The sequence below is a fragment of the Yonghaparkia sp. Root332 genome (genome assembly GCF_001425665.1).
GTDB lineage: Bacteria > Actinomycetota > Actinomycetes > Actinomycetales > Microbacteriaceae > Microcella.
The window spans coordinates 233,477-258,890 of sequence record NZ_LMCX01000002.1 but is presented as its reverse complement, the minus strand read 5'-3'; the positions used below and the strand labels follow the sequence as shown (position 1 = coordinate 258,890).

28 protein-coding genes and 1 riboswitch are annotated in these 25,414 nt (G+C 73.6%); of the genes, 16 read left to right on the top strand and 12 right to left on the bottom strand.

The features are described from left to right. Positions 1 to 88 precede the first annotated feature (88 nt). The 6 genes from ASC54_RS08985 to ASC54_RS08960 are packed head-to-tail and all read left to right on the top strand — an operon-like array spanning position 89 to position 4,053. Positions 89 to 1,030 (top strand): Ku protein, encoded by a 942-nt coding sequence (locus tag ASC54_RS08985; protein ID WP_055898500.1) that lies wholly within the window; start codon positions 89 to 91, stop codon positions 1,028 to 1,030. Between the two features lie 42 nt (positions 1,031 to 1,072). After that, complete coding sequence (locus tag ASC54_RS08980; RefSeq protein ID WP_055860121.1) at positions 1,073 to 1,543, top strand: SHOCT domain-containing protein; 471 nt, start codon at positions 1,073 to 1,075, stop codon at positions 1,541 to 1,543. 52 nt (positions 1,544 to 1,595) lie between these two features. Continuing rightward, positions 1,596 to 1,904, top strand: coding sequence for an ATP-dependent Clp protease adapter ClpS (clpS, locus tag ASC54_RS08975; RefSeq protein ID WP_055860119.1), 309 nt, complete (start codon positions 1,596 to 1,598; stop codon positions 1,902 to 1,904). Continuing rightward, positions 1,901 to 2,392, top strand: coding sequence for a DUF2017 family protein (locus tag ASC54_RS08970; protein WP_055898497.1), 492 nt, complete (start codon positions 1,901 to 1,903; stop codon positions 2,390 to 2,392). Before clpS ends, ASC54_RS08970 begins: the two co-directional genes overlap by 4 nt. Next, positions 2,389 to 2,781, top strand: coding sequence for a metallopeptidase family protein (locus ASC54_RS08965; protein ID WP_055898494.1), 393 nt, complete (start codon positions 2,389 to 2,391; stop codon positions 2,779 to 2,781). Before ASC54_RS08970 ends, ASC54_RS08965 begins: the two co-directional genes overlap by 4 nt. Positions 2,782 to 2,838: 57 nt before the next feature. Further along, on the top strand, positions 2,839 to 4,053 hold the full coding sequence (locus tag ASC54_RS08960; protein ID WP_055898491.1) for a D-alanyl-D-alanine carboxypeptidase: 1,215 nt from the start codon (positions 2,839 to 2,841) through the stop codon (positions 4,051 to 4,053). Here the strand turns inward: ASC54_RS08960 and ASC54_RS08955 are convergent. The 3 genes from ASC54_RS08955 to ASC54_RS08945 are packed head-to-tail and all read right to left on the bottom strand — an operon-like array spanning position 4,050 to position 7,576. Beyond that, the gene (locus ASC54_RS08955; protein ID WP_055898488.1) at positions 4,050 to 4,529 is read right to left on the bottom strand and encodes a hypothetical protein; all 480 of its coding nucleotides are present in this window, start codon (positions 4,527 to 4,529) and stop codon (positions 4,050 to 4,052) included. The genes ASC54_RS08960 and ASC54_RS08955 overlap by 4 nt on opposite strands. 10 nt (positions 4,530 to 4,539) lie before the next feature. Further along, entirely contained in the window at positions 4,540 to 6,921 is a 2,382-nt protein-coding gene (locus ASC54_RS13255) for an ATP-binding cassette domain-containing protein (RefSeq protein WP_055898484.1), read from the bottom strand. Next, positions 6,908 to 7,576, bottom strand: a complete 669-nt coding sequence (locus tag ASC54_RS08945) for an ECF transporter S component (RefSeq protein ID WP_235451436.1) — start codon at positions 7,574 to 7,576, stop codon at positions 6,908 to 6,910. The genes ASC54_RS13255 and ASC54_RS08945 overlap by 14 nt, the downstream gene beginning before the upstream one ends. A gap of 20 nt (positions 7,577 to 7,596) precedes the next feature. Then, positions 7,597 to 7,707, bottom strand: a riboswitch (TPP riboswitch). Positions 7,708 to 7,742: 35 nt separating this feature from the next. Between ASC54_RS08945 and ASC54_RS08940 the strand changes: the two genes are divergently transcribed. From ASC54_RS08940 to ASC54_RS08925, 4 genes are read left to right on the top strand one after another with little or no spacing between them, the layout of a single operon-like run. Then, positions 7,743 to 8,546 (top strand): hypothetical protein, encoded by an 804-nt coding sequence (locus tag ASC54_RS08940; RefSeq protein ID WP_055860088.1) that lies wholly within the window; start codon positions 7,743 to 7,745, stop codon positions 8,544 to 8,546. A gap of 36 nt (positions 8,547 to 8,582) precedes the next feature. Further along, complete coding sequence (locus ASC54_RS08935; protein ID WP_055860085.1) at positions 8,583 to 9,389, top strand: TerC family protein; 807 nt, start codon at positions 8,583 to 8,585, stop codon at positions 9,387 to 9,389. Positions 9,390 to 9,392: 3 nt separating this feature from the next. Continuing rightward, entirely contained in the window at positions 9,393 to 10,943 is a 1,551-nt protein-coding gene (locus tag ASC54_RS08930) for a GAF domain-containing sensor histidine kinase (RefSeq protein ID WP_055898480.1), read from the top strand. Beyond that, a complete protein-coding gene (locus tag ASC54_RS08925) occupies positions 10,940 to 11,593 on the top strand; it encodes a response regulator transcription factor (protein WP_055898477.1) in 654 nt (217 codons plus the stop codon). Before ASC54_RS08930 ends, ASC54_RS08925 begins: the two co-directional genes overlap by 4 nt. Before the next feature lie 33 nt (positions 11,594 to 11,626). Here the strand turns inward: ASC54_RS08925 and ASC54_RS08920 are convergent, their stop codons facing one another. Then, the gene (locus ASC54_RS08920; RefSeq protein WP_055898474.1) at positions 11,627 to 12,130 is read right to left on the bottom strand and encodes a GNAT family N-acetyltransferase; all 504 of its coding nucleotides are present in this window, start codon (positions 12,128 to 12,130) and stop codon (positions 11,627 to 11,629) included. 143 nt (positions 12,131 to 12,273) lie between these two features. Between ASC54_RS08920 and ASC54_RS08915 the strand changes: the two genes are divergently transcribed. Next, complete coding sequence (locus tag ASC54_RS08915) at positions 12,274 to 13,722, top strand: NAD(P)/FAD-dependent oxidoreductase (RefSeq protein WP_055898472.1); 1,449 nt, start codon at positions 12,274 to 12,276, stop codon at positions 13,720 to 13,722. A gap of 192 nt (positions 13,723 to 13,914) precedes the next feature. On the opposite strand, the gene ASC54_RS08910 is transcribed toward ASC54_RS08915, so the two are convergent. The 3 genes from ASC54_RS08910 to ASC54_RS08900 are packed head-to-tail and all read right to left on the bottom strand — an operon-like array spanning position 13,915 to position 15,531. Continuing rightward, positions 13,915 to 14,562 carry a CDP-alcohol phosphatidyltransferase family protein gene (locus ASC54_RS08910; protein ID WP_055898470.1) on the bottom strand — a complete coding sequence of 216 codons (648 nt, stop codon included), beginning with the start codon at positions 14,560 to 14,562 and terminating at the stop codon, positions 13,915 to 13,917. Beyond that, entirely contained in the window at positions 14,562 to 15,320 is a 759-nt protein-coding gene (locus ASC54_RS08905; protein WP_082515011.1) for a TVP38/TMEM64 family protein, read from the bottom strand. Before ASC54_RS08905 ends, ASC54_RS08910 begins: the two co-directional genes overlap by 1 nt. 10 nt (positions 15,321 to 15,330) lie before the next feature. Then, on the bottom strand, positions 15,331 to 15,531 hold the full coding sequence (locus ASC54_RS08900) for a hypothetical protein (protein WP_156376805.1): 201 nt from the start codon (positions 15,529 to 15,531) through the stop codon (positions 15,331 to 15,333). A gap of 65 nt (positions 15,532 to 15,596) precedes the next feature. Here ASC54_RS08900 and ASC54_RS08895 point away from each other — a divergent pair, with 65 nt between their 5' ends. The 4 genes from ASC54_RS08895 to ASC54_RS08880 are packed head-to-tail and all read left to right on the top strand — an operon-like array spanning position 15,597 to position 19,798. Continuing rightward, positions 15,597 to 16,850 (top strand): ABC transporter substrate-binding protein, encoded by a 1,254-nt coding sequence (locus ASC54_RS08895; protein WP_200932307.1) that lies wholly within the window; start codon positions 15,597 to 15,599, stop codon positions 16,848 to 16,850. A gap of 14 nt (positions 16,851 to 16,864) precedes the next feature. Beyond that, positions 16,865 to 17,764, top strand: coding sequence for an ABC transporter permease (locus ASC54_RS08890; RefSeq protein WP_082515009.1), 900 nt, complete (start codon positions 16,865 to 16,867; stop codon positions 17,762 to 17,764). Positions 17,765 to 17,771: 7 nt separating this feature from the next. Next, a complete protein-coding gene (locus tag ASC54_RS08885; RefSeq protein ID WP_200932306.1) occupies positions 17,772 to 18,677 on the top strand; it encodes an ABC transporter permease in 906 nt (301 codons plus the stop codon). Then, on the top strand, positions 18,674 to 19,798 hold the full coding sequence (locus ASC54_RS08880; RefSeq protein WP_055898464.1) for an ABC transporter ATP-binding protein: 1,125 nt from the start codon (positions 18,674 to 18,676) through the stop codon (positions 19,796 to 19,798). Before ASC54_RS08885 ends, ASC54_RS08880 begins: the two co-directional genes overlap by 4 nt. A 177-nt stretch (positions 19,799 to 19,975) precedes the next feature. Here ASC54_RS08880 and ASC54_RS08875 read toward each other — a convergent pair whose 3' ends face one another. The 5 genes from ASC54_RS08875 to ASC54_RS08855 form a co-directional block, all read right to left on the bottom strand. Next, positions 19,976 to 21,439, bottom strand: coding sequence for a hypothetical protein (locus ASC54_RS08875; protein WP_200932305.1), 1,464 nt, complete (start codon positions 21,437 to 21,439; stop codon positions 19,976 to 19,978). 111 nt (positions 21,440 to 21,550) lie between these two features. Further along, positions 21,551 to 22,264 (bottom strand): M23 family metallopeptidase, encoded by a 714-nt coding sequence (locus ASC54_RS08870; RefSeq protein WP_055898461.1) that lies wholly within the window; start codon positions 22,262 to 22,264, stop codon positions 21,551 to 21,553. A 252-nt stretch (positions 22,265 to 22,516) separates the two neighbouring features. Further along, the gene (locus ASC54_RS08865; RefSeq protein WP_055860056.1) at positions 22,517 to 23,623 is read right to left on the bottom strand and encodes a VIT1/CCC1 family protein; all 1,107 of its coding nucleotides are present in this window, start codon (positions 23,621 to 23,623) and stop codon (positions 22,517 to 22,519) included. A gap of 81 nt (positions 23,624 to 23,704) precedes the next feature. Beyond that, a complete protein-coding gene (locus ASC54_RS08860) occupies positions 23,705 to 24,214 on the bottom strand; it encodes a DUF427 domain-containing protein (RefSeq protein WP_055860051.1) in 510 nt (169 codons plus the stop codon). A gap of 1 nt (position 24,215) precedes the next feature. Further along, entirely contained in the window at positions 24,216 to 24,815 is a 600-nt protein-coding gene (locus ASC54_RS08855; protein ID WP_055898458.1) for a hypothetical protein, read from the bottom strand. A 281-nt stretch (positions 24,816 to 25,096) separates the two neighbouring features. Between ASC54_RS08855 and ASC54_RS08850 the strand changes: the two genes are divergently transcribed. Next, positions 25,097 to 25,300, top strand: a complete 204-nt coding sequence (locus ASC54_RS08850) for a cold-shock protein (protein WP_055860048.1) — start codon at positions 25,097 to 25,099, stop codon at positions 25,298 to 25,300. The last annotated feature ends 114 nt before the right edge of the window (positions 25,301 to 25,414 follow it).

Genomic DNA, 25,414 nt, shown 5'->3' with positions numbered 1-25,414 from the left:
CGGACCAGCCTCCGGCGGGGCATCCGCGCCCGCCACCCCTTTGCGCAAGGGGGTTGGTATGTGCTCGCGGCGCGCGCACGCTGGGAGCATGCGATCGATCTGGAAGGGCGCGATCACGTTCGGGCTCGTCAACGTGCCCGTGAAGGTCTACAGCGCCACCGAGGACCACGACCTGCCGCTGCACCAGGTGCACGACGCCGACGGCGGGCGCATCCGCTACCAGCGGCGGTGCGAGGTGTGCAGCAAGGTCGTGAGCTACAGCGACATCGACAAGGCCTACGACGACGGCGAGCGCACGGTCGTGCTGACGGACGACGACCTCGCGACGCTCCCGAGCGAGCGCAGCAAGGAGATCGACGTCGTCGAGTTCGTGCCGACGAAGCAGATCGACCCGATCATGCTCGACCGCAGCTACTTCCTCGAGCCCGACGGCTCGTCGCCGAAGGCGTACGTGCTGCTGCGGCGCACGCTCGAGGAGGCCGATCGGACGGCGCTCGTGCTCTTCTCGCTCCGGCAGAAGACCCGTCTCGCGGCGCTGCGCGTGCGCGGCGACGTGCTGATGCTGCAGACCCTGCTGTGGGACGACGAGGTGCGCGAGGCCCGGTTCCCGTCGCTGGATGCGGCGGTGCGGATCGGCGCGAAGGAGCTGCAGATGAGCCGGTCGCTCGTCGAGTCGTTCGCCTCCGACTTCGCGCCCGAGCAGTTCAGCGACGCGTACCAGGACGAGCTGCGGAAGCTCGTCGAGGCGAAGCTCGCGAAGGGCGACGCGCTGTCGACGGAGGAGACGTTCGGCGGGACCGCGGACGAGGAGGACTCCGGCGGCGAGGTGCTGAGCCTCATGGACGCGCTGACGCGCAGCATCGAGGCGAACCGGGCGAAGAAGAAGAACGGCGTGGCGGCGAAGAAGGCGGCGGCGCCCTCGACGAGCGCTGGGAGGGGCTCGTCCACGAGCGGGGCGAAGAGCTCGGCGAAGAGCTCGACCAAGGCTCCACCGAAGAAGAAGGCCGCGCCTCGGAAGAAGTCGGCCTGACCTTCTCGCTATCGGCCTTCGGCCAGGTCTAGAGTGACGCTCATGATGCTCTGGCGCTCGTTCGACCCCGGCTTCGACCCGGGCGGCGATGGAGGGTTCCCCGACCCCGGCATGCCCGGCTTCCCGGTCGAACCGGGAGTCGTCGCGGTCTCCGGCGCGGCCGGTCTGTTCGGCGTGCTCTTCTCTCTCGCCTTCGTCGCCGCGATCGCATTCGGCATCTACCGCATGGTCATCGCGCACCAGGCCTCGCAGAGGCTCGGTCTCGGCGCCACCGGCACCTTCCTCGCGGTGACCGACGAGAACGCGGCGACCGCGTTCGTCGCGAGCGCCGCGGTGAAGGACGCGGTCGACCGACGCGGCGCATCCGGCACCCTCGAGTCGGACGAGACCGACGCGCCTCCGGCGACCGATGTCGCCTCCCGGCTGCGCGCGCTCGCCGTGGCGCGCGACGAGGGCCTGGTCTCCGATGAGGAGTACACGCGGGCTCGCGAGCAGATCCTCGCCGAGGCCTGAGCGGAGCATCCGCGCGGCGACGCCTGTCCGGGCGGTGCGGGAGAATGGCTGCATGGTCGCCCTCCCCGCCGTCCCGCTCGTCGACGAATCCGTCGACGTCGAGCGGCGCGAGCTCCACGCGAGCGAGGTGCCGTGGATCACGATCGTCTGGAACGACCCCGTCAACCTCATGAGCTACGTCGCGTGGGTCTTCCGCCGCCATTTCGGCATGGATGCCCCCACCGCCGAGCAGCGGATGATGCAGGTGCACACCGAGGGCCGCGCCGTCGTCGCCGAGGGCAATCGCGAGGCGATGGAGCGGCACGTCGAGGCCATGCACGAGTACGGGCTCTGGGCGACGCTCGAGCGGGCACCGCGATGAGGGGCTTCGTAGTCGTCGACGGCGGCGTCGAGGCCGCGCTCGAACCGGAGGAGGCGCGGATCCTCGCCTCGCTCGCCGCGCAGCTGTCGTCCCTCCTCGGCGAGGCCGCCGACGACGAAGCGCTGTCCGACGCCGACCCGGCGGTAGCCCGACTGCTGCCCGACGCCTACCGCGACGACGAGGAGGCCGCCGCAGAGTGGCGCCGACTCAGCCGTCGCGCCCTCGCCGAGCGCAAGGGCGCGTTCGCCTCGCGGTTCGCGGCCGACCTCGCCGACGCGGCGGCCGCGTCTCAGACGACGCGCATCCGCCTCGATGAGGCCGGCGCGATCGATTGGATGCGGGCGATCGGCGACCTGCGCCTCGTGCTCGCCGAGCGCATGGAGGTCGGTGACGACCGCGAGGGCATGAGCGACCTCTACGACTGGCTCGCGTGGATGCAGGACGACCTCGTGCGCGTGCTCGACCTCGCCGAGGAGCGCGGCGCGTGACCGACGACGACGACCGCCCGCCGCTCGACCGCCCCCCGCTCGACCTCGACGCCGAGACCTTCGAGGCCCTCGTCGTCGGCGAGCTCGACGACCTCCCGGACGACATGGTCGACGGCCTCGAGAACCTCGTCTTCGTGGTCGAGGACCGCCCGGAGGACGGCTCGCTCGATCTCCTCGGCGAGTATCAGGGCGTCGCGCTCACCGACCGCGGGCAGTACGGCTTCGGCGAGCTCCCCGATCGCATCGTGCTCTTCCGCGAGCCGCTGCTCGCGATCGCCGCGGGCGACCTGGAGGAGCTCAAGGAGCAGATCCACATCACGCTCGTGCACGAGATCGCGCACTTCTACGGGATCGACGACGACGAGCTGCACCGACTCGGCTGGGGCTGATCGCCGCGCCCGGCGCGCCCCCTCCCGGCACCCCATCGACCCGCCTACCCTGACCGCATGGAACCGGCGAGGCGCGTCGCGCGCACCATCAGCAGCCTCTTCGCGCTCCTGCTCGTGATCGCGACCGTGTACGCGGCGGGCGCGCTGCTGAGCCCCATCCCACCGCTCACGCCCGTCGAGCGGGAGTTCGACACGACCGCGCTCGACGAGGGCGCCGCCTCGATCGTGCTGCCCGAGACCGGCGCGACGGCGGTCGCGCTGCCCGAGGGCGAGCCGATCACGGGCGGCGCCGCCGACCCCCTCCCGATCGCGGGCATCGCCAAGCTCGTGCTCGCCCTCATCGCGATCGAGGAGGCCGAGCTCGAGCCCGGGCGCACCGGGCCCGTCATCACCATCGACGAGGACGACCTGCAGCGGCAGCGGGGGCTGCAGGCCAGCGGCATCCGGGTCGTCCCCGTCGCCCTCGCCGAGAGCTGGACGGTGCGCGACCTGCTCATCGCGACCGTCATCGGATCGGGCAACAACACCGCCGAGCTGCTGGCCGAGGCCGTCTTCGGCAGCACGGACGCCTACGTCGAGAGGGCATCCGCCTGGCTGACCGAGAACGGGATGCCCGACACCGTGATCGTCGACGCGACGGGCCTGAACCGCGCCACCGTCGCCCCCGTGCGCGATCTCGGGGTGCTCGCGCAGCTCACGGCGGCCGACCCCGTGCTCGTGGACCTCCTGCGCGAGCGGCCGCTCACCGCCGGCGGCGCCCGCTTCGACGACAATGCCGCCGTCGCCCCCTCGCTCGGAGCTCTCGGAGCGACGAACAGCTACACCGACGCCGCGGGCGTGTGCGTCGTCATGCTCGTCCCGGTCGGCGAGGTGCTCGTCGGCGCCGTCATGATCGGCCAGCCCGGCTACGACGCCGCGAACGCGGCTCTGCAGACGCTCGTGCCGTCCATCCAGGCCGGCGTGCGGCCGCTCGCCGTCGTCGAGGTCGGCGACGTCGTCGGCGAGCTGACCTCCGACTGGGGGCGCACGGTCGACCTCCTCGCCGTCGAGCCGGCGACCGTGCTCGCCTTCGACGCGAGCGACGTCGAGACGCGCCTCGTGCTCGACGAGCGGCGCACGGTGCTGCGCGGCCAGAGCGTCGGCCGGCTCGAGATCGAGACGCCCGGCGGCACGCAGTCGGTGCGCGTCGAGACCACCGGGGCGATCGCCGAGCCGGGCATCGCGTGGCGCTTCGCCGACCCGCTCACGGTGCTCGACCGCTGGCTCGACTAGGAGCCGCCGCCGTCGACGAGCTCGTCGGCGCAGCCGTGCGGGTCGTGCAGTCGCGCGTGCCACTCCTCCTGGCGCGCCCAGCGCTCCCACTCGCGCTCGAAGGTCTCGCCGTCGCGCGCGATCGCGCGGGCGCGCCGCTCGGGGTCGGGCAGCTGGATCCACACGCCGTGGTGGGCGAGCGATCGCGACGCGGGGCTCAGCGCACCGCAGCCCTCGACGACGAGCGGGAGGGCCGCATCCACCGCTCGCCACTCGCCCGGGCGGGAGCGGGCCCAGTCCCACGTGCGGTAGCGGCCGTCGCGACCCTCGGCGACCGGCGCGAGCACGTGGGCGATGACGTGCGCCTCGGCGGCCTCGAGGCCGTCCCACCCCGGGTAGACCTCGTCGAGGCTCAGCAGGCGCGCGCCGGAGCGCTCGGCGAGCGCCGTCGCCCAGGTCGTCTTGCCGGAGCCCGAGCGCCCGTCGACGAGCGTCACGCGCGGCCGGTCAGTCGACGATCGCATTGAACTCCCCCGTCTGGAGGGCGGCGACGAGCGCGGCGACGGAGACGAGCACGCCCACGAGCACGGCGGCGGAGTCGACGCCGCGCCAGGGCGAGGCGCGCAGCCAGGTGCGACGGATGCGCGCGCCGAAGCCGCGGGCCTCCATCGCGATCGCGAGGCTCGACCCGCGGCGGATCGCGAGGACGAGCAGCGACAGCACGAGCCCCGCCGCGCGGCGGATCGCCCCGCGGTCGCCGACCCCGCGCGCGCGGCGGGCCCGCTCGAGCATGCGCGCGTCGTCGCGGAGGAGGGTGATCAGGCGCAGGGCGGCGACGGCGCCGAGCACGAAGCGGGCGGGCAGACGCAGGTTCTGGCTGAGGGCGTCGCCGAGGCGCGTCGCGTCGGGCCGCGCGAACAGGGCGATGGCGGGGATGCCGATGGCGAGCACCCGCAGGAACGTGGCGGCCGCGAGCTCGATCGAGTTGTCGCTGATGCGCACGAGCAGGAGCTCCGCGTAGACGCGGCCGCCCTCCTCGCCGTAGAGCAGGAGCGTGAGCGCCGTGAGCGGCGCGGCGATCAGCACGGGTGCCAGGCGCAGCAGGAGCAGGCGCGGCGCGACGCCCAGCAGCGGCAGCAGGGCGAGCTGCAGGGCGAGCGCGACGCCCGCCGAGACGACGTCGAGGGTGACGATGAGCATGAGCGCCGGCAGAAGGGTCGCGGCGATCGCCGCGACGGGGTTGAGCCGCTCGACCAGCGGGGCGCGCGGTCGTCGCGGTGCCTCTCCGTCGTCTGTCGGTCGTTCGTTGCGGGAGCCGGTGGACTCGCCCGCAACGACTGACCGATGGACGCCGCCGGTGGCAGTGATGGGTGACGCGGCCGCGGGCGCGGGCAGCACGACCTCGCGCGCGGTGAGCGCCGCGACGAGCTCGCGGTCGTGCGTCGCCATGACGATCGCGCCGCCGGCGTCGCGGTGCGCCGCGAGCAGGGCCGCGAGCTCGGCCCACGTGCGCGAGTCCTGCCCGAAGCTCGGCTCGTCGAGCACGAGCACGGGCGGTGCGGTCGCGAGAGCCGTCGCGACCGAGAGCCGCCGCTGCTCGCCTCCGCTGAGCGTGAACGGGCTCGAGCCGGCGAGCGCCCGCAGCCGCAGCCGGTCGAGCAGCGGCTCGACGATCGCCGCGACCTCGCCCTCGGAGCGGCCGAGGGCGCGCGGGCCGACCCCGAGCTCCTCGCGCACGGTCGCCGCGATGAACTGGTGCTCGGGGTTCTGGAAGACGACGCCGAGGCGGGCGACGAGGGCGCGCGAGCTCCATGCGGCGGGCGAGGGCTCGTCGACGGGCGGGACGATGCCGCGCAGGGCATCCCCCGCTACGACCTCGCCCGCGGCCGGCTCGAGCAGGCCCGCGAGCGTGAGGGCGAGCGTGGTCTTGCCCGCGCCGTTGACCCCCGTGAGCGCGATGACCTCACCGGCGCGCACCTCGAGGTCGAGCCCCGACTGCACGACCTCGCCGCCGCGGGGCCGCACCGCCACGCCCCGCGCCCGCAGCAGGGTCTCCCCCGGCTCGCGCGACGCCGGCGACGGATGCTCCGGCGCGCGCCCGGGAACCCAGACCCCGCGCGCGGCGAGCCGCTCCCCCTGCGCGCGCATCACGTCGGCGACAGGGCCGTCGGCCACGACCCGCCCCTCCTCGAGCACGATGACGCGATCGACGAGCGGCGCCCACACGTCCACGCGGTGCTCGACGACGAGGAGCGTCATGGAGCGATCGGCGACGAGCTCGGCGACCGCGGCGGCGACCTCGCGGACCCCCGCGGGGTCGAGCTGCGCGGTCGGCTCGTCGAGCAGGAGCGCGCCGGGGCGCAGCGCGAGCACGCCCGCGAGCGCGAGCCGCTGCTTCTGCCCGCCCGACAGGCGCGTCGTGTCGGCGTCGAGGGGCAGGTCGAGCCCCACCGCGGCGAGCGCGAGCGGCACGCGGCGGCGGATCTCCTCGACCGGCACGCCCAGGTTCTCGGGGCCGAAGGCGATGTCGTCGCCCGCGCGGGCGAGGACGAGCTGGGCGTCCGGATCCTGCAGGAGCAGCCCCACCCGGCCGCGTGCGTCGGCGGGGTCGCGGCCGTCGACCGTCAGCGTCCCCGCGCGCGTGCCCTCGTCGTCGGCTCCGAGCACGCCCGCGAAGGCCTGCAGCAGGGTCGACTTGCCGCTGCCGGAGGCGCCGAGCAGCAGCACGCGCTCGCCGGGCTCGATCGCGAGATCGAGGCCGTCGAGCACGGGGGCGGCGCGGCCCGCGGGGGTCCAGCTCCAGGCCTCGGCGGCGAGGGACGCCGCTCCCGCGCGCGACGCGAGAGCGGCATCCCCGCCCGGAGGTCGACCGGTGTCAGGAATCGGCACGCGCCGCGTGCTCGCGCCCCGCCGCGAACCGGCTGAGCGCGCCCGTGCGCGCGAGGGCGCGCGTCAGCAGCCACGAGCCGCCGCCCGCGAGGACGGCGCCCGAGATCATCGCGCTCACGGCGTAGAGGACGGCGAACTCGGGGCGCGAGTCGGGGTAGTAGAACGTGAGATCCATGACAGCCATGCCGACGCCCGCGCCGAGACCGGCGAGGAGGGCCGGGACGAGCCCCCACGCGCGGTAGAGCAGGATCGCGAAGACGAGCTCGGCGCCGAGGCCCTGCACGAGACCCCACTGGATCGCCGTCCAGCCCCAGAACCCGCCGAGCAGCGCCGAGGTCGCCGCGGCGACGAGCTCGCCGTAGAGCGCCGCGCCGGGCTTGCGCACGACGAGGCCGACGAGCACGGCCGGGAACAGCCAGACGCCGTACAGGAGCGCCTGCAGGCCCGGCAGGGCCGCCTCGATCGGGGCGGTGATCGGCTGGTAGGTGAGGTTCCAGACGACCATGACGAGGCCGCCGGCGACGCCGAGGACGCTCGCGACGACGATGTCGACGACGCGCCACCGCATCGAGGGGCGCGGTGCGCGCGCCGCGGGGGCGGTCGAGGATGCTGCGGTCGAGACCATGAGGATCGTGCCTTTCGAGAAGGGCGTCATGAGACGCCGAACGGTTCGGCACGGGTGCGAGAAGTCCTCCCTGCGCCGGCATGATCCGGATCAGGTTCGACGGTCGAAGCTTGGAGAAGCTTCCTCTCAGCCCGGCTCACCGGACTCCCGTGTACAGCGCTCAGTGTACGCCCCCGACCGCCCTAGGGTGGTGCGCATGCTCGACATCAGCGGCGTCCGCCGCGCGTTCTCCGCCTACCTCGACCGGCTCATCGACTCGCTCGAATCGCGGCCCGAGGTCACGGGCCTCGTCCTCGCCGGCTCGACCGCCGACCGCTCGCGCGTCGACGAGTGGAGCGACCACGACTTCCTCGTCGTCTGCTCGAGCCACCACGACGCGGAGGCGATGCGCACCGACCTGCGCTGGCTGCCCGACCACGACCAGCTCGTGATCGCCGCGCGCGAGACCGCGCACGGGCTCAAGTGCGTGTACCGCGACGGCCACGTGCTCGAGTTCGCCGTGTTCGGCCCCGGCGAGCTGAGCCTCGCGCACGCGAACGCCTTCGAGGTGCCCCTCGACCGCGGCGGCGTCTACGCGACGATGAAGGATGTCGCGGCGAAGCCCAAGCCGGGCTCCGAGCGCACGCCGCTCGAGCACGCCCAGCTGTTCCTGGCCCTCCTGCTCATCGGGGTCGGGCGCGCGCGGCGCGGGGAGACCCTGACGGCGGGGCAGTTCATCCGCACCCACGCCCTCGCGCACCTGCTCGCCCTGCACCGCCGCGTCGTGCCGGGCGCGGGCGACCCCCGGCTCGACGACCTCGACGTGTTCCGACGGCTCGAGCAGGTGCATCCCGACCTCGCCGCCGTGCTCGAGCGCGCCCTCGAGCGCGACCCGGAGACGGCCGCCCGCGGGCTCCTCTACGTCGCCGAGGCGACGGCCATCGCGCGATGGAGCGACTGGCCGACCGAGGCCGCCGCGGTCGTCAAGGCTCGCCTGGGGTGGGAGGGCGCGACGGGCTGAGCCCGCCCACCGACGGGCCTCAGTAGGATCCTGGGCATGGACATCGTCTTCACGCCCGAGCTCCTCGTCGCGTTCGCCACCCTTCTCGTCCTGGAGATCGTGCTGGGCATCGACAACGTCGTGTTCATCTCCATCCTCGCCGGCAAGCTGCCGCCCGAGCAGCAGAACAGGGCTCGCGTCCTCGGTCTCACCCTCGCGATGTTCCTGCGCATCGGTCTGCTGTTCGCCGCGTCGTGGGTGATCACGCTCACCGCCGACCTCTTCGAGCTGTTCGGCATGGGCTTCTCCGGCAAGGACCTGATCCTCATCGTCGGAGGCCTGTTCCTCGTCTACAAGGCCGTCACCGAGATCCACGAGCGGCTCGAGGGCGAGGAGGGCCACGCCTCCGGCGGCGGCAAGGCGGCGACGTTCGGCGCCGTGATCGTGCAGATCCTCCTCATCGACCTCGTCTTCTCCATCGACTCCGTCATCACCGCCGTCGGCATGGTCGACGAGCTCTGGGTCATGGTCGCCGCCGTCGTCATCGCCGTCGTCATCATGCTGTTCACCGCCAAGGCGGTGAGCGACTTCGTCAACCGCCACCCCACGGTCAAGATGCTCGCGCTCGCCTTCCTCGTGCTCATCGGCTCGATGCTCATCGCCGAGGGCTTCGACGTGAAGATCGACAAGGCCCTCATCTACGGCCCCATCGCCTTCGCGATCGGTGTCGAGGTGCTCAACCTCATCGCCCGCGGCCGGGCGGCCAAGAAGCGCCACCAGACGATCGAGCCCGTGCACCTGCGACCCGTCATGGTCAAGGAGACCGGCGAGACCGCCCCGGCCCCCGCCTCGACGAAGCCCTAGCGCGTGCAGCTCGAGGGGCACGACGACCTCACCGCGCTCGTCTCGCGGATCCTCGACCGCACCGACGATCCGACGGCCGGGCGCGAGCGCCTCGCCCTGCTCGTCTCGGCCGCGCAGACCGTCACGCGCGAGCTCGACCTCACCCACGCCCTGCAGCGCATCGTCGAGGTCGCTCGCGAGCTCGTCGGCGCCCACTACGGCGCGCTCGGCGTCATCGCCCCCGATGGCAGCCTCGAGCGCTTCCTGCACTCCGGGCTCACCCTCGACCAGGCCGAGCGCATCGGCAGCCTCCCGACCGGTCACGGCATCCTCGGCGCCGTCATCACCGAGGCGCACACCATCCGACTCGACCGGCTCGACGGAGACCCGCGCTCGGCCGGCTTCCCCGCCCACCACCCGCCGATGGGGTCCTTCCTCGGCGTGCCCATCCGCGTCGGCGGGGCCGTGTTCGGCAACCTCTACCTCACCGAGCGCGCCGGCGACGAGCCCTTCGACGACGTCGACGAGGCCCTCATCACCACGCTCGCCGCGATGGCCGGAACCGCCATCGCCAACTCGCGCCTCTACGAGCGGGCGCAGGCCGAGCGCCGCTGGCTGGAGGCCTCCGAGCGCGTCATCCAGCGCCTCCTCGCCGGTCGACTGAGCCCCGACGACGCCGCGGAGGTCGCCGAGACCGTGCTGGCCGTCTCCGAGGCGCGCGGGGTCGTGCTGCGCATCGGCGAGGGCGACAGCGAGCTCGCCGCCACGGCGGGCGACGCCGGAGGGGACGGCCCGCGCCTCGCCGTGCCCCTGCTGGGAGCGGAGGAGCGCCGCCTCGGAACGCTCGAGATCGTCCGCGGGCCGGGCGGGCATCCGTTCGACGACGGCGATCGCGAGACGGCCGAGCGCTTCGCGCGCTCGGTCGCGATCGCGCGCGAGCTCGCGGTGTCGCGCATCGACGAGCAGCGGCTCGCCCTCGCCGACGAGCGCGAGCGCATCGCGCGCGACCTGCACGACCACGTCATCCAGAGCCTGTTCGCGATCGGGCTCACCCTGCAGAGCGCCGTCGGTGACCCCGCATCGCCCACCGGCGCCAAGATCGCCGCGCAGGTCGACGCCATCGACGCCACCATCCGGCAGATCCGGCAGGCGATCTACCGGCTCTCCGCCCCTCCGTCGGCCGAGACCTACAGCCTCCGCGCGCGCATCAACACGCTCGTGCGGCAGACCCTCGAGGGCGAGGGCCTCGACTCCCGCCTGGAGTTCAGCGGTCCCGTCGACACGCTCGTCGACACCTCGCTCGGAGACGAGGTCGCCGCGGTCGTCCGCGAGGCCCTCTCCAACGCGGTGCGTCACGCCAGCGCGCGCGCCGTCGCGGTCAGCATCGCCGTGCGCGGCGCCCAGGTGGTCATCACGATCACCGATGACGGCATCGGGATGCCCGCCTCGGGCAGGCGCAGCGGGCTCGAGAACCTCCGTGCCCGCGCCGTCGAGCGCGGCGGAACGTTCTCGATCGGCCCGGCCTCGCCGCGCGGCACGCAGCTGCGCTGGGTCGTACCCTGGAAGGCGTCATGAGCGACCCCGTGCGCGTCTTCCTGCTCGACGATCACGAGATCGTGCGTCGAGGCCTCGCCGACCTCCTCGCGGAGGAGGACGGCATCGTCGTCGTGGGCGAGGCGGGCGAGGTCGCCGGCGCCGCCGACGCCATCATCGCCGCGGGCACCACGGTCGCCGTGCTCGACGGGCGGCTGCCCGACGGCAGCGGCATCGACGTCTGCCGCGACGTGAAGTCGGCCGACCCGACGATCGGCTGCGTCATCCTCACCTCGTACGACGACGACGAGGCCGTTCTCGGCGCAGTGCTCGCCGGGGCCGACGGGTACCTCCTGAAGGAGGTGCGGGCGACCCGCCTGGTGGAGGGGATCCGCCGGGTCGCCCAGGGAGAGTCGCTGCTCGACCCCGAGGTCGTCGCGCGCGTGCGCTCGCGCATGACCGCGGCGAGCGCGGACTCCCGGGCGGGCTCCCCCCTGGCCGACCTCACCCCGCGCGAGCGCGAGATCATCGCCATCATCGCCGAGGGACTCTCGAACCGCGAGATCGCGGGCCGGCTGTTCCTCGCCGAGAAGACGGTCAAGAACTACGTGAGCGGGATCCTCTCCAAGCTCGGGCTGCAGCGGCGCACCCAGGCCGCCGTGCTCGCGAGCGAGTGGATGCGCAAGGGCTAGCACCGCACCCCAACCCGGCGTCGTCCGTCGCCGTCAGGCGGGCACGGGCGCCGCGAGCAGCGCGACCACGACCGAGCCGCCCTTCGTCGCCTGCGTTCCGACCTGCACGAAGCCGAGCCGAGAGTGGAACGCGAGGCTCCCCGGGTTCGGCGGGTCGAGGTTGACCTCGCACGTGACCTCGGGGTGCCCGAGTCGACGCGCCTCGGCGAACACGGCGTCGTAGAGCACCGGGCCGAGACCCCGGCCGCGCTCGCTCTCGGCGACGACGATGCGGTCGACGTAGACGTGACCCGTGCCTCGCTGCTCGAACCAGCGGTAGTTCTCGCTCGCGTACGCGGCGCCGGGGTGCATCGCGATGACGAATCCGACGAGAGCACCGTCGCGCTCGAGACCGAGGGCGAGGCCCGCGAGCTCGAGCAAGGCCCGCATCTCATCGGCGGTCGTGATCGGGACGGCCGGATGCGCCGCGTCGTTGAGCGTCACGAGGGCGGGCGCATCCTCGCCCGTGAGGGGTCGGAGGAGGGGGCGAGGGGTCATGCAGGGGTCTCCTCGGGAATCGTGGACCGGGCTCGGCGCCCGGCGGCTCAGGTGCGGGCGCATCGCGTCGGCGCGCGGGCGGGCGATCGTCCGCGCGCCCCGTCCCGGAGCATAACGCGCCTCCGCCGAAGTACCCTCGGGCCATGACTGCGATCGCCGACCTGCCCGCCGACGTCGACCTCCTCGTGATCGGCGCCGGAACCGCGGGGCTCGTCGCCGCCAAGACCGCGGCCGGCTTCGGCGCTACGGCGCTGCTCGTCGAGGCGCACCGCATGGGCGGCGACTGCCTCTGGACCGGCTGCGTGCCCTCGAAGTCGCTCATCGCGGCGGCGGAGGCCGCGCATTCGGCGGGCGCCTCGCGCGCGCTGGGCGTCTCGGCGGGCGCCGTCGACGTCGACTTCGCGGCCGTCCTCGCCCACGTGCACGGCGCCATCCACGAGATCGAGCCCGTCGACTCGGTCGAGGCCACGGAGGCCGCGGGCGCCCTCGTCGCCCTGGGCCGCGCGCGCTTCACCGGCCCGCGCACCGCCGAGATCGACGGCCGCGCGATCGGCTTCCGCCAGGCCGTCATCGCGACCGGCTCCTCCCCCGAGCTGCCCGAGCTCCCCGGCCTCGACGGCCTCGACGTGCTCACGAGCGACTCGGTGTGGGAGCTGACCGAGCGTCCCGAGCGCCTCGTCGTGCTCGGCGGCGGCGCGATCGGCTGCGAGCTCGGGCAGGCCTTCGCGCGCCTCGGCTCGCACGTCACGCTCGTGCAGCGCAACGCGCGCCTGCTGCCGAAGGAGGATCCGGACGCGAGCGCGATCGTGGCCGAGGCGCTCGCCGCTGACGGCGTCGATGTGCGCGTGTCGACGACGGTCGAGCGGGTCGAGGGGGCGGATGACCGGCGCGCGGGCATCCTGCACCTGTCGACGGGAGACCGCGTGCCCTTCGATCGCCTCCTGATCGCCCTCGGACGACGCCCCCGCACGGCCGGCCTCGGGCTCGACGCCGCGGGCGTGCGCACCGACGAGCGCGGCCACGTCGTCGTCGACGACACGCTGCGGACGAGCAACCGGCGCATCCTCGCCGCGGGCGACGTGAGCGGGCTGCCGCAGTTCACCCACACCGCGGGCGTCAACGGCAGCATCGCGGCGACCAACGCGATCCTCGGCCTGCGCCGCACGATCGACCGCGACGCCGTGCCGCGCGTGACCTTCACGCACCCCGAGGTCGGCGCGGTCGGGCTCCTGCCCTCCGAGGCCGCGGAGCACGGCTGCACGGTGAGCGAGGTGCGCCACAGCCACACCGACCGCGCCATCGCCGACGGCCGCACCGCGGGCTTCACGCGACTCGTCGTCGACGGGAGGGGGCGCGTGCGCGGGGCGACGATCGTCGGGCCCCGCGCCGGGGAGTCGCTCGGCGAGGCGTCGCTCGCCGTGCGCCACGGCCTGCGCACGAGCCAGCTCGCCAGCACGACCCACGCCTACCCGACCTACAGCGACGCCCTCTGGAACGCGGCGGTGGCGGATGTCCGCGGCCGGCTGCGCACCGGCGCGCTCGCCGGCGTGATCGGCCTGCTCGCGCGGCTCACCGCCTGGCGCCTGCGCTAGCGGCCCGACCCGCGCCGCCGGCCGCTCGCCGTGGCCGCCGGGCGCTCGCCGCCGAGCATGCGCGGGTCTGATGACGATGCGCCACTTCGAACCCGCGCATGCTCATCGAACCGGCGCATCGTCGGGGTGCTGTCGCGGGCCGGACGGACGTGCGGGTGCCTGGCGCGCGCGGTGCGCGTCGCGCGTCGGCGCTCAGCGGAGGGCGCGGTAGCCGGCGACCACTCGTTGCACGGCGCTGATGCCGACGAAGACCGCCCACGCCGTCGCGAGCTGCCACGACCAGAACGGCACGATGAGCCACAGGCTGTGGACGACGATCGTCTCGGTGCCCTCGGCGAGCCGGCCGAGGAACGAGAGCGAGCGTCCGTCGTCGAGCTGCCGCCCGGTGCGCTCCGCGATCGAGCTGAACGCAAGGAACGCCGCGCCGTTGACGTAGTACGCGAGCAGCACCGCGGCGAAGGGTTGCCAGGGCGCGTCGAACGCCGCCGTCGCGCCGAGGGCGACGCCGAGCACGGTCGCGCCGTAGACGACGAAGTCGCACGTGATGTCGAGGAACCCGCCCGCCTGGCTGTCGCCCCCCGCCCGATCGTCGGCCGAGAAGCGATCGTCGGCGCGACGCCGGCGCGCGAGCGCCCCGTCGAGACCGTCGACGACGCGCGAGACGAGCCAGAGCACGAGCGCGAGCGCCCACAGCTGGGTCGCCGCGGCGACGGCCGAGCCGAGTCCGAGCCCGAGGCCGACGAGGGTGAGGCCGTCCGGCGTGACGCCGGGGCGATCGAGGGCCGCGGCGAGGGCGCCGACGGGGCGCTCGAGCAGGGCGCGGAGGGGGCGGTCGAGCATCAGGGGCGCTCCTCGCGGGAGGCGGCACGGGCATCCGTCACCGAACGCGCGTGGTCGGTGCGCGCCGCGCGCGCATCGGGCCTGCGGCGGCGACCGCGCCACGCGACGACGGCACCGGCGAGCGTGAGGGCCCCGAGCACGCCGAGCGCGACCCAGACCGGCCAGCCGAGCTCGAGGCCGAATGCGCCGAGCGCGACGTAGGCGACGGTGCCCGGGATGATGCCGAGCACGGTGCCGACCGCGTAGTCGCGACGGCGCACCGCCGTGAGGCCCGCGACGTAGTTGATCGCGGTGAACGGCACGACGGGGACGAGCCGGACGCCGATCACGGCGAGGAGGCCGCGGCGCGCGAGGAGGTCGTCGATCGCGGCGACGCGCGCGCCCGTGAAGCGCTCGACCGCGTCACGGCCGAGCGCACGACCCAGCACGAAGGCGACGGCCGCGCCGATCAGAGCGCCGAGGTAGACCCACAGCAGGGCGGTCCAGAACCCGAAGGCGAGGCCCGCGGCGATCGAGAGCACGTTCTTCGGCGCGGGCGTCAGAGTGACGGCAGCGTAGGCGAGAGCGAGAGCGACGCCGCCCCACGGGCCGAGGTCGGCGACCGCCGCCCGGACCTCGTCCACCGAGGGAAGAGGGACGAGCACCCCAACCGCGACGGCGACGGCGACGAACACTCCGAGAGCGGCGGCTCGCGCCACGGCACCCCGGGGGGCGAGCGGGGCTCGACCCGCGGGAGGGGACTCTGCGCCGGGTGTCATCGCGGTCAGTCTAGAGTCGGCCGTGGACGACGTCCGGGGAGGCCCGCCTCCCCGGGCTACCGCATCGCATCAGCAGCACCCGCAGCGCCACCACCAGCACCAGCACCAGCACCCGCAGCGCCACCACCAGCACCAGCAACAGCACCCGCAGCGCCACCATCAGCACCACCGGCACCAGCCACCGCACGACCGCACTGCGCGCCACAGCCACCAGCGCGCTCCGCACGATGACGACCCCGCCGCCGCGGTCGGGGTCCCGACCCTCCTGGAGTTCCCTTGCACAGCATCCCCCTGCGTCGAGGAGCCGTCGCCGGCGCCCTCGCGCTCGGCCTCGTCGCCTCCCTCGCCGCCTGCTCGGCCGAGACTGGCACCGGCGGCGCCTCCGACGACCAGCAGTACGGCTCGTGGGAGGAGGTGCTCGAGGCCGCCGACGGCCAGACCGTGAAGCTGTGGATGTACGGCGGCGACGAGCAGGGCAACGCCTACGTCAACGACGTGCTGGTCCCTGCGGCCGCCGAGGCCGGCGTGACGCTCGAGCAGGTGCCGATCGCCGACACGCCCGACGCGCTCAACCGCATCCTCAGCGAGGTGCAGGCCGGCGAGACCGACGGCGAGGTCGACCTCGTCTGGGTCAACGGCAACAACTTCGGCACCGGCAAGGAGGCCGGCGCGTGGGAGTGCGGCTGGACGGACATGCTGCCCAACATGGAGCTCACCGACCCCGAGGACCCGCTGCTGCTCGACGACTTCGGCACGCCCGTCGACGGCTGCGAGGTGCCCTGGCACAAGGCGCAGTTCACCTTCGTCTACAACAGCGACACCGTCACCGACGTGCCGAGCTCGCTCGATGAGCTGCTCGAGTGGGCGAAGGCCAACCCCGGCCGCTTCACCTACCCGGCGCCGCCGGACTTCACGGGCTCCGTCTTCGTCCGCGAGGTGCTCTACAGCGTGAACGGCGGCTACGAGAACGTGCCGCTCGCCTACAGCGAGGACGACTTCGCCGAGCTCACCCCGGCTCTCTTCGACGAGCTCCAGGCGCTCGAGCCGTTCCTGTGGCGCGAGGGCAGCACCTACCCGCAGAACTCGAACGAGCTGAACGAGCTCTTCGCGAACGGCGAGGTCGACTTCACGATGACCTACGGGCCCGCGACGCTCACGCAGCTCGTCGCCGACGGCACGTACCCCGCCGGCACGAAGGTGCTCACGCTCGACGAGGGCACGGTCGGCAACGCGAGCTTCCTCGGCCTCGCCTCGACCTCCGGAAGCAAGGCCGGCGCGATGGTCGTCGCGAACCTCGCCCTCTCGCCCGAGCAGCAGGCGGCGAAGGCCGAGCCCGACGTCTGGGGGCAGTTCACGGTGCTCGACCTCGACCGCCTCGAGGCCGACGACCGGGCGCTGTTCGACGCGCTGCCCGAGTCGCCGGTCGTGCCGGCCTACGACGTGCTGAGCGAGAACGCCAACCCTGAGCTCGCTTCGGCGTGGGTGACGCCGATCGACGAGGAGTGGCGCCGACTCGTGCTCGCGCAGTAGGCGAGCCGCGAAGAATGCTGCCGACCCCGGGGCCGGGCGCCGCGATCGCGCGCGCCCGGCCCCGGGCATCCGTCGCTCGCGACCGCTGGGTCGCGCTCGCCTCCGTCGCGCCCGCCCTGCTGATCGCGGGGCTCGTCGTCGTCGGCGGCATCGGGATGTCCGCGGCGCAGTCGGTCGGCCTGGTCCCGCTGGTCGGCGAGGCCGCGTTCACCCTCGACGCCTACGTCGCGAACGGCGACGAGCTGCTCACGGGTCTCGCGCTCTCGCTCGGCATCGCGACGGCCTCGACGGCGCTCTCGTGCGTCATCGGGCTCGCGGCCGCGATCATCATCACGCAGGGGCGCGTGACGGGCCGTGTGGTCGCGGCGCTGAGCGCGCTCACGATCCCCATCCCGCACCTCGTGGGGGCGGCGTCGGTGGGGCTGCTCATCGCCGACTCGGGGCTCATCCCGCGCGTGCTGGGCATCGCGCCGACGGCCTGGCCCGACCTCGTCGGCGGACCGTGGTGGGTCGCCGTCGTGCTCGAGTACACGTGGAAGGAGTCGGCCTTCGTCGCGCTCGTCGTCGCGGGGGTGCTCGCGACGCGCGTCGCCCGCTACGACGAGACCGCGGCGCTGCTCGGCGCATCCCGCGCCCGGCGTCTGCGGCACGTCGTCATCCCGCTCGCGACGCCCGCCGTCATCGTGAGCGCGATCATCATCTTCGTCTACACGCTCGGCTCGTACGAGGTCGCGTGGCTGCTCGGCCGGCCCTACCCCGAGCCGCTGCCGGTGCTGGCGTTCCGGCTGTTCACGTCGATCACGCTGACCTCGCGCCCCGAGGCTGCCGCGGTCGCGGTCGCGACGACGCTCGTCTCGCTGCTCGCGGTCGCGATCGGCATGGCCCTGCTGCGGCGCACGCCGCTGTGGAAGTGAGCCCGCGATGGCGATGATGATCCCGTACGGGCAGCGGGTCACGCCCGACCCCCGCACGACGCGCTCGCGCGGGCTCATGCGGCCCCGCCCGGTCGGGCGAATCGTGCGCATCGCCGTCGCGGCGCTGCTGGCGCTGTGGTTCGCCCTCCCGGTCGTTCCCCTCCTCATCTGGTCGGTCGCGAACCGGTGGTCGTTCCCGGCGACGCTGCCGACCGAGTGGGGCCTCGACGGGCTCTCGCAGGCGCTCGCGCAGGGCGCCGTGCCCGCGTTCGGCCGGTCGATCCTGCTCGGGCTCGCGGTCGCGGCGATCGCCACGCCGCTCGGCGCCCTCGCCGCCCGCGCCCTGACCTTCGGCCGTGTGCCGGCCCCGCGGCTCGTGAGCGCGATCCTGCTCGCGCCGCTCGCCCTTCCCGCCTTCGTCGCCGTGATGGGCCTCACGATCGTGCTCCTGCGGGCGCGCGTGCCCGCGACGCTCGCGGTGCTGCTGCTGCTCGTCGCGGCCGCCCTGCCGTACACCGTCTACACGATGCGCGTCGCCTACGCCGCCCACGACATCGCGTTCGAGGAGGAGGCCCGCACGCTCGGCGCCTCGCGCGCCCACGTGCTCGCGCGCGTGCACCTGCCGCTCGTGGCGCCGGGGCTCGCGCGCGCGGCCTTCCTCGCCTTCCTCGTCGGCTGGAGCGACTACGTCGTGACCGTCCTCGTCGGCGGCGGCTCTCTCGTCACCCTGCCGCTGCTCGTGGGCTCCTTCGCGGCGGGCGTCGGCAACGACGCGGTCGTCGCGGTGCTGTCGGTGAGCGCGATCGTCCCGCCGCTGCTGCTCCTGCTCGCCCTCGGGCGCTTCGGCCGCCGCTACGCGGGCGGGCGCCTGACCGGTCCGACGCCCAGCCGATCACCGAAAGGCTCGCCATGAGCGCCTCCCTCGCCCTCGACGCACTCACGAAGACCTTCGACGGGGCCGATCACGCCGCCGTCGACGCGGTGTCGTTCTCCGTCGCTCCCGGCGAGTGCCTCGCGATCCTCGGGCCGTCGGGCTCGGGCAAGTCGACCGTGCTGCGCTCGATCGCCGGGCTCGACGTGCCGAGCTCGGGGCGCATCCTCGTCGACGGCGCGGATGTCGCCGGCCTCGCCCCCGAGCGCCGCGGCATGGCGATGGTCTTCCAGCGCCCCCTGCTCTTCCCGCACCTGAGCGTGCTCGACAACGTCGCCTTCGCCGCGACCGTCGCCGGTCAGCCGAGGCGTGAGGCGCGGGCGGATGCGACCCAGTTCCTCGAGCTCGTGCAGCTCGCGGGCTTCGGGTCGCGCCCCGTCACCGCACTCTCGGGCGGGCAGGAGCAGCGCGTCGCGCTCGCCCGGGCGCTCGCCGCCCGGCCTCGGGTGCTGCTGCTCGACGAGCCGTTCAGCGCCCTCGACCCGGAGCTGCGCTCCGACATGCACGCGCTCCTCGCCGCGATCCGCGCGCAGGTCGCCCCGACCGTCGTCATGGTGACGCACGATCGTGACGAGGCGGCGATCGTCGCCGACCGGGTCGCCCTGCTCAAGCGCGGGCGCCTGCTGCAGCACGACGCCGTCGAGCGGCTCTACACGCGGCCGGTGTCGCTCGACGTCTCCCGCCTCATGGGCGGGCGCATCGAGCTCGCGGGCGTCGTCCGCGACGGGGCGCACGTGTCGGCGATCGGCCGAGTGGCCGCTCCCGAGGGCGAGACGTGGGCCGAGGGGTCGGGCGTGCTCGTCGTCCGGCAGGAGGCGATCCAGGTAGCCGCGGCAGGGGCGTCCGCCCCCGAGGGGTTCGTCGCGGTCGACGTCGTCGTCGCCGATCGCCGGGCGCGCGGGCCGCGGGCCGAGCTCGCCCTCGCGATCTCGGGCGCCGGCTCCGTCGTCGAGGCGGCCACCGATCAGGCGACGGATGCCCTCGCCGACGCGTCACCGGCCGCCGAGCTCGTCGCCGAGGTGCCGGCGAGCCGCCCGCTCGCGATCGGCGAGCGCGCGACGGCGCTCATCCCCCGCTCGGCCTGCACGGTCGTCGCGGGCTGACGGCCGCGCCCCGACCCGCGCGGTCGAGCCAGTTATTCGCGCTTGAGCCCGGAATTCTGAGCTCACGTGCGACGAACGTGCTCACCCGTCGTGCGCCAGGCGCCCCGAGAGGCGGTGGGCGCGGGCTGTCGACGCCCTAGCGAGCGCGAGCGTCGGAGACGGCGCCGGGCGGGCCCCCTACCAGCGCGAGCCGTCGGTGACGAGCTCGTCGACCTTGCCGTTCGAGATGCCCGTGCGGCGCTCGCCCTTCGGCTCGAGCGGCAGCAGGGTGCGCAGGCCGATGTTCTCGATCGGGTCGAGCACTGAGTGCTGCGCGCACGCCGGCACGAGCTCGCCCGTCTCGGGGTGGCTCATCGCGTACATGCAGGCGCCGAGGCGCTCCTGGGTCTCCTTGAGCTTCGGGTCGTCGGAGACGATGCCCTTCTTCATCATGTCCCAGGCGGGCTTGACCTGCTCGGCGTCCATGAAGTTGTGCACGACGAAGGTCTTGAAGCTGACCTTGCCCTTCCGGGCGGCGCGGATGACCGCTCGCAGGCCGCCGCCGCGTTTGACGATGCGGCTCATGAGGCCGATGAGCGGCGGGAGGTCCTGCGGGTGGCTGAGGATGGCGCGGATGACCTTCACGGTGAGCGCCCAGCGCGGGATATCGCCGAAGATCATGCCGCCGTAGTGCTTCAGGAAGCGGTCGCGTGCGGCGATGTCCTTCGGCTCGTCGGCGTCGAGCACGGAGGCGAAGCGGCCGTCGACCATGACGCCGACGGTGTGGCGGTTGCAGCGCGGGTCGCCGAACTGGACGGCCTTGTGGGGCAGCTTCTGCCCGGCGCCGGCCTCGATGCGATCCCACACGGCATCGATCGTGACCTCCTCGAAGTTCTCCTTCCAGCGGCGGTCGTCGCCGATGAAGGCCGCGGGCTGGAACGACATCATGTCGTAGCGCATGCCGAGCACGTCGCGCGTGACCTGCTCGACCTCGTCGAGGTTGGTCGGGGTGACGGTCATGTTGTGCGCGAGGTACGACTTCACGCCCGTCTGCTTCTTGAGGTCGATGAACATCTCAGCGAACTTCTCGCGGAAGGGGTTCAGCTCGGCCTCGCTACGGGGGCGAACGGCGCCGCGGCGGCCGCGCATGAGCGAGTCGAAGTGCGCGGCGAACGACACCTTCTCGAACGCGGGCTTGCCGTCGTCGTCGAGCACGACATCCAGCAGGTAGTCGTAGTCGAAGTCGCCGTGCGTCATCGACATGGGCTCGCGGCCGACGGCGCGCATGGCCTTGAGCGTGTCGCGGTGGGCCTTCGGCGGCAGGAGGCTGACCTCGCCGCCGATGAGCTGCGCGTGAGCGCGCGGGCCGCGGATCTGCCGCAGCAGCGCCATCTGCTTGGTGACCTCGGTCACCGTGTGGTCGCCGTCGATGCGCACCTTGTTGGCGTCGGCCGAGTGGTAGCAGGGCGAGCAGGTGAGGTTGCACTTCGGGAACACGCCGTGCGTTCCCTCGCAGCCGACGGCGCACTTGCCGAGCAGCTGCTCGGGCGTCCTCGCGTGCTCGGGGAGCTCGGCCCAGCGCTTCTGGAGCGCGGCCTCCGTCTCGGGGTGGATGGGCCGCGTCTGCAGCTCGATCCGTCGGGCGAAAGCGGCGATCGACACTGTTGTCTCCTCAGGGGGGTCCTGCTGGCGCGGGGCGCGGCGATGGCCGGCGTGGCGACAGTCTAAGCACCTCGGGTTCGGAGCCGATGACCGCTCGGTTCGGTCGGCGCGTCAGCGCGGCGCGGTGCGCACGTTCGCCACGAGCCACGGGACCGGATCGATCGGCGTTCCGCCGATGCGGACCTCGAAGTGGAGGTGCGCCCCGGTGCTCGCCCCCGTCGACCCGACCGCGCCGATGATCTGCCCGGTCTCGACCCGATCGCCGACCGAGAGCGGCACCGAGCCGTCCTGAAGGTGGGCGGAGAACGAGCGCACCGCCTGGCCCTCCACGACGTGCTCGATCTCGACCCTCATCCCGTACGTGCCGTCGAAGCCGACGGCGGTCACGACGCCGTCGGCGATGCTCGCGACGGGGGTGCCGGCGCCGGGCGTGAAGTCGACGCCCTTGTGGTCGTTCGAGCAGCCGGCGCACGGGGAGGCGCGGAAGCCGAAGCCGTCGGTCTGCGGGGCGCCCGCGCCGACGGGGTAGACCACGGGAGGCGACCACGTGACCGTGAAGTCGTCGCGATCGGCGGGCTCGATGGGAACGGTCGCGCTCACGGAGAACGACTGAGGTCGCGGCGCGGCCAAGGCGCGCTGCTCCTCATCGAGGGTCGATCCGATGGCGGCGACGCCGTTGCCGGCGAGCACCGTTGCGGCGACGACGGCGACGGCGATCGCGAGCACCCGCTCGCGGAGGTGCAGGGGGTCGACCGCGCGAGCGGGGAGGAAGGGCGAGGCGCCCACGGCGGAGCGCACGCGGGAGCGGTGGAGCGAAGAGGGCATGGAGCGTGGGGCTTTTCTCGTGGCAGCGCCCCGGTGAAGCGCTGGTCGAATACGGGCTGTGCACGTCGTTGCGCATTCGCACCAGATCGAGTGAGCCGGCGTCAGGAGGTCATCGCACCGCACCCGGTGGATGTCATCGCACCGGGGATGCTCTCCCCTACGGCTGTCGTAGCCGCTATCCCAGGGTGCGGGGCCGAACCTGACAAACCCCTGGGAGCCCGACACAGGGGGTCGCGCGAAGAACGGCTCTGATCAGGCCAGAGTCGTCCCGAACGCGAGCCCGAGCGCGTAGGTCGCGGCGGCCGCTCCGTACCCGATCGCGAGCTGACGGAGCGCCCGGCGCCAGGGCGAGGCGCCCGAGAGGACGCCCACGATCGTGCCCGTGACGAGCAGTGCGAGGCCGACGAGGATGGCCGCGGTGACGACGGCCGCGACGCCCGTGAGCCCGAGCAGGTACGGCACGACGGGGATGACCGCGCCGCTGGCGAAGAAGCAGAAGCTGGAGGTCGCGGCGCCCCACGCCGAGCCGATCTCCTCGTGCTCGTCGGTCACCGCGCCGAGGGCCCGCGACTCCGCCGCGCGGGCCGCGGCGACGGCGGGGTCGTACTCGGCCACGACCGCCCGCGCGTGCACGAGCGCCTCCTGCTCGCTCATCCCTCGAGCCCGGTAGACGAGGGCGAGCTCGTTGGCGTCGACGTCGAGGTGGGGCACGGCGGTGTGCACCTCGGGGTCGGGGGTCGAGGCGTCGAGCAGCTCTCGCTGCGATCGCACCGACACGTACTCCCCCGCGCCCATCGACAGCGCGCCGGCGAGGAGGCCCGCGATCCCCGTGAACAGGACGGTCGCGGCGGGGACGCCCGTCGCACCGATGCCGAGCACGAGGGCGAGGTTGGAGACGAGGCCGTCGTTCGCCCCGAACACCGCGGCCCGGAACGTGCCGGAGAGCCGGGCGCGACCGCGCGCGGCGAGCCCGCGGACGACCTCCTGGTGGATGCGCTCGTCCGCGGCCATCGCGGCCGTCGCGTGCGCGTCCGTCTCGTACGGCGAGCGCGACTCGGCGCGCTGGGCGAGCGCGAGCACGAAGACGCTGCCGAAGCGTCGGGCGAAGAAGCCCAGGATGCGCGTGCGGAGCGAGACGGCGGGGACGCGCGCCGCGCGGTCGCCGAGGAGGGACATCCAGTGCGCCTCGTGGCGGCCCTCGGCGTCGGCGAGCGCGAGGAGGATCGCGCGCTCCTCGCCGGCGCGTCGACGGGCGAGGTCGCGGTACACGGCGGCCTCGGCGCGCTCGTCGGCGAGGTAGCGGCTCCAGCGCCGCAGGTCGGCGCGGCTCGGCTCGTCGGGTCGGGTCGCCTGGCTCACGCGGTCAGTGTGCCAGCGCGGATGCTCCTGCCGCAGTTCGGCCGCCCGAAACGCCGATCCGCCCGGGCCACCGGCCCGGGGTCACCAGCCCCAGGTGCCCTCCGCGCCCTTGAACGGGCCGACGATGCTCGAGGTGATCCACCCGCCGTAGAAGTCGCCCTCCTGCGGAGTGACGACCTCGCCGTCGACCGTGCAGCGGTCCATGCGGCCGGGGTAGACCGACACGAACCCGGCGATCTGCTCGAAGCCGCGGCTCGGCTCGGGGTAGTACCACGCGGCGCGCGGGGCGGCGCGATCGCCGCCGAGAACGTCGGCGTACGCGGCGCGCCCCTTGAACTCGCAGAAGCTCGAGCCGTCCGCGGGGCGGAGGGCCCCGGGCGCGAAGTCCTCCGGAGGCAGGTAGTAGGCCGGCGGGTGGCTCGTCTCGAGGACGCGCATCGCGCGCGTCGAGTCGGCGATGAGCACGCCGCCGAGCTCGATCGTCACTCGCGCCCGGACGGGCTCGACGCGGGGAGGTCGGGGGTAGTCCCACACCGACTCCTGACCGGGGCCCGGCTCGATCCGGCCGGAGCGGGGGTCGCGGCGGGCCATCTCAGAACCCGAAATCGCCGAAGCCGCCGCCGTCGAAGCCGCCGCCGTCGAAGAAGCCCCCGCCGTCGCCGGCGCCCGCGTCCGCGCCGGAGTCGGCCGCGCCCGCATCCGTCGCAGCGGCGTCGCCGGCATCGCCCCCGCCGGCGGCGTCCCCTCCCGCCTCGGCGCCGCCGGGATCCAGGGGCGGCAGGAAGGCGCTCACGAGCGCGGAGGCGACGACGTAGCCGGCGACCGTTCCGAGGAGGGAGGCGCCCATCATGCTGCCGAAGGAGGGCCGCGCGAATGACCGCTCCATCGTGCCCGGCTGGCGCAGCTCCGACCGGGTCGCAGCCTGCGCGAGGGTGGCCGGCTGATCGTCGCGCGGCGCCTCGCCCTCCGGCGCCGAGGCCGTGAGCTTCTCGAACACCATGCGCCGCTGCTCGGGGGTCAGCTTCGCGAAGGCCTCGGCGTGCACGCGCTCGATGGTCTCGGGCGGCGCGGTCTCGAGCAGATAGCGGTAGCGCTCGACGGCGCGCTCGTCGTCGCCGCGCGGCGCGCGGGGCGGCGGGGCGCTCTCCGGCTCGGGGGTGCGGCTGCCGAAGAGTCGGTCGAGGAAGCTCATGATGTCACTCCAGAGATCGGGAGCGCGCGACGCGCCAGCGCGACCGTATCGCCGTCCTCTTGCCGTCGGCTGTGCGCAATATCGGTAACAACTCGGTGACGATGGTGCCGGAGGCCGGGGTGTGCACTACTGTGGGCAGCGAAGTTGATACGCCTCGCTGCGCCGGGCGTCCTGGAACACCAAGCAGGTCGCTACTCCCCGATGGATACGGTTCACGAGTTGGTTCGACTGGTGGTTTCGACAGTCGAAACTCCGTGAAGTAGGAAACAAGGGAGTCAGAAATGACGACAGGCACCGTTAAGTGGTTCAACGCCGAAAAGGGCTTCGGATTCATCACCCCCGATGACGGAAGCGCCGACGTGTTCGCGCACTTCTCGGCCATCCAGAGCAACGGCTACCGTTCGCTCGATGAGAACCAGAAGGTCGAGTTCGACGTGGCCCAGGGCCCCAAGGGCCTCCAGGCCGAGAACATCCGCCCGCTCTAGTCCTCACCGACTGAAGCGCTTCGCGTGAGAGATCACGCGAACCTCACGAGAGCCGCCCCCCGATGATGTGGGGCGGCTTTCGTCATGCCGGGGCGGATGCGCCCGGGCGCCGCG

What these genes read in the sequence shown, in the direction of transcription:
- ASC54_RS08985 (WP_055898500.1), top strand. Translation starts at nt 89, where the DNA reads ATGCGATCGATCTGGAAGGGCGCGATCACGTTCGGGCTCGTCAACGTG.
- ASC54_RS08980 (WP_055860121.1), top strand. Translation starts at nt 1,073, where the DNA reads ATGATGCTCTGGCGCTCGTTCGACCCCGGCTTCGACCCGGGCGGCGAT.
- clpS (WP_055860119.1), top strand. Translation starts at nt 1,596, where the DNA reads ATGGTCGCCCTCCCCGCCGTCCCGCTCGTCGACGAATCCGTCGACGTC.
- ASC54_RS08970 (WP_055898497.1), top strand. Translation starts at nt 1,901, where the DNA reads ATGAGGGGCTTCGTAGTCGTCGACGGCGGCGTCGAGGCCGCGCTCGAA.
- ASC54_RS08960 (WP_055898491.1), top strand. Translation starts at nt 2,839, where the DNA reads ATGGAACCGGCGAGGCGCGTCGCGCGCACCATCAGCAGCCTCTTCGCG.
- ASC54_RS08945 (WP_235451436.1), bottom strand. Translation starts at nt 7,576, where the DNA reads ATGACGCCCTTCTCGAAAGGCACGATCCTCATGGTCTCGACCGCAGCA.
- ASC54_RS08940 (WP_055860088.1), top strand. Translation starts at nt 7,743, where the DNA reads ATGCTCGACATCAGCGGCGTCCGCCGCGCGTTCTCCGCCTACCTCGAC.
- ASC54_RS08935 (WP_055860085.1), top strand. Translation starts at nt 8,583, where the DNA reads ATGGACATCGTCTTCACGCCCGAGCTCCTCGTCGCGTTCGCCACCCTT.
- ASC54_RS08925 (WP_055898477.1), top strand. Translation starts at nt 10,940, where the DNA reads ATGAGCGACCCCGTGCGCGTCTTCCTGCTCGACGATCACGAGATCGTG.
- ASC54_RS08920 (WP_055898474.1), bottom strand. Translation starts at nt 12,130, where the DNA reads ATGACCCCTCGCCCCCTCCTCCGACCCCTCACGGGCGAGGATGCGCCC.
- ASC54_RS08915 (WP_055898472.1), top strand. Translation starts at nt 12,274, where the DNA reads ATGACTGCGATCGCCGACCTGCCCGCCGACGTCGACCTCCTCGTGATC.
- ASC54_RS08910 (WP_055898470.1), bottom strand. Translation starts at nt 14,562, where the DNA reads ATGCTCGACCGCCCCCTCCGCGCCCTGCTCGAGCGCCCCGTCGGCGCC.
- ASC54_RS08905 (WP_082515011.1), bottom strand. Translation starts at nt 15,320, where the DNA reads ATGACACCCGGCGCAGAGTCCCCTCCCGCGGGTCGAGCCCCGCTCGCC.
- ASC54_RS08890 (WP_082515009.1), top strand. Translation starts at nt 16,865, where the DNA reads ATGCTGCCGACCCCGGGGCCGGGCGCCGCGATCGCGCGCGCCCGGCCC.
- ASC54_RS08885 (WP_200932306.1), top strand. Translation starts at nt 17,772, where the DNA reads ATGGCGATGATGATCCCGTACGGGCAGCGGGTCACGCCCGACCCCCGC.
- ASC54_RS08880 (WP_055898464.1), top strand. Translation starts at nt 18,674, where the DNA reads ATGAGCGCCTCCCTCGCCCTCGACGCACTCACGAAGACCTTCGACGGG.
- ASC54_RS08870 (WP_055898461.1), bottom strand. Translation starts at nt 22,264, where the DNA reads ATGCCCTCTTCGCTCCACCGCTCCCGCGTGCGCTCCGCCGTGGGCGCC.
- ASC54_RS08860 (WP_055860051.1), bottom strand. Translation starts at nt 24,214, where the DNA reads ATGGCCCGCCGCGACCCCCGCTCCGGCCGGATCGAGCCGGGCCCCGGT.
- ASC54_RS08855 (WP_055898458.1), bottom strand. Translation starts at nt 24,815, where the DNA reads ATGAGCTTCCTCGACCGACTCTTCGGCAGCCGCACCCCCGAGCCGGAG.
- ASC54_RS08850 (WP_055860048.1), top strand. Translation starts at nt 25,097, where the DNA reads ATGACGACAGGCACCGTTAAGTGGTTCAACGCCGAAAAGGGCTTCGGA.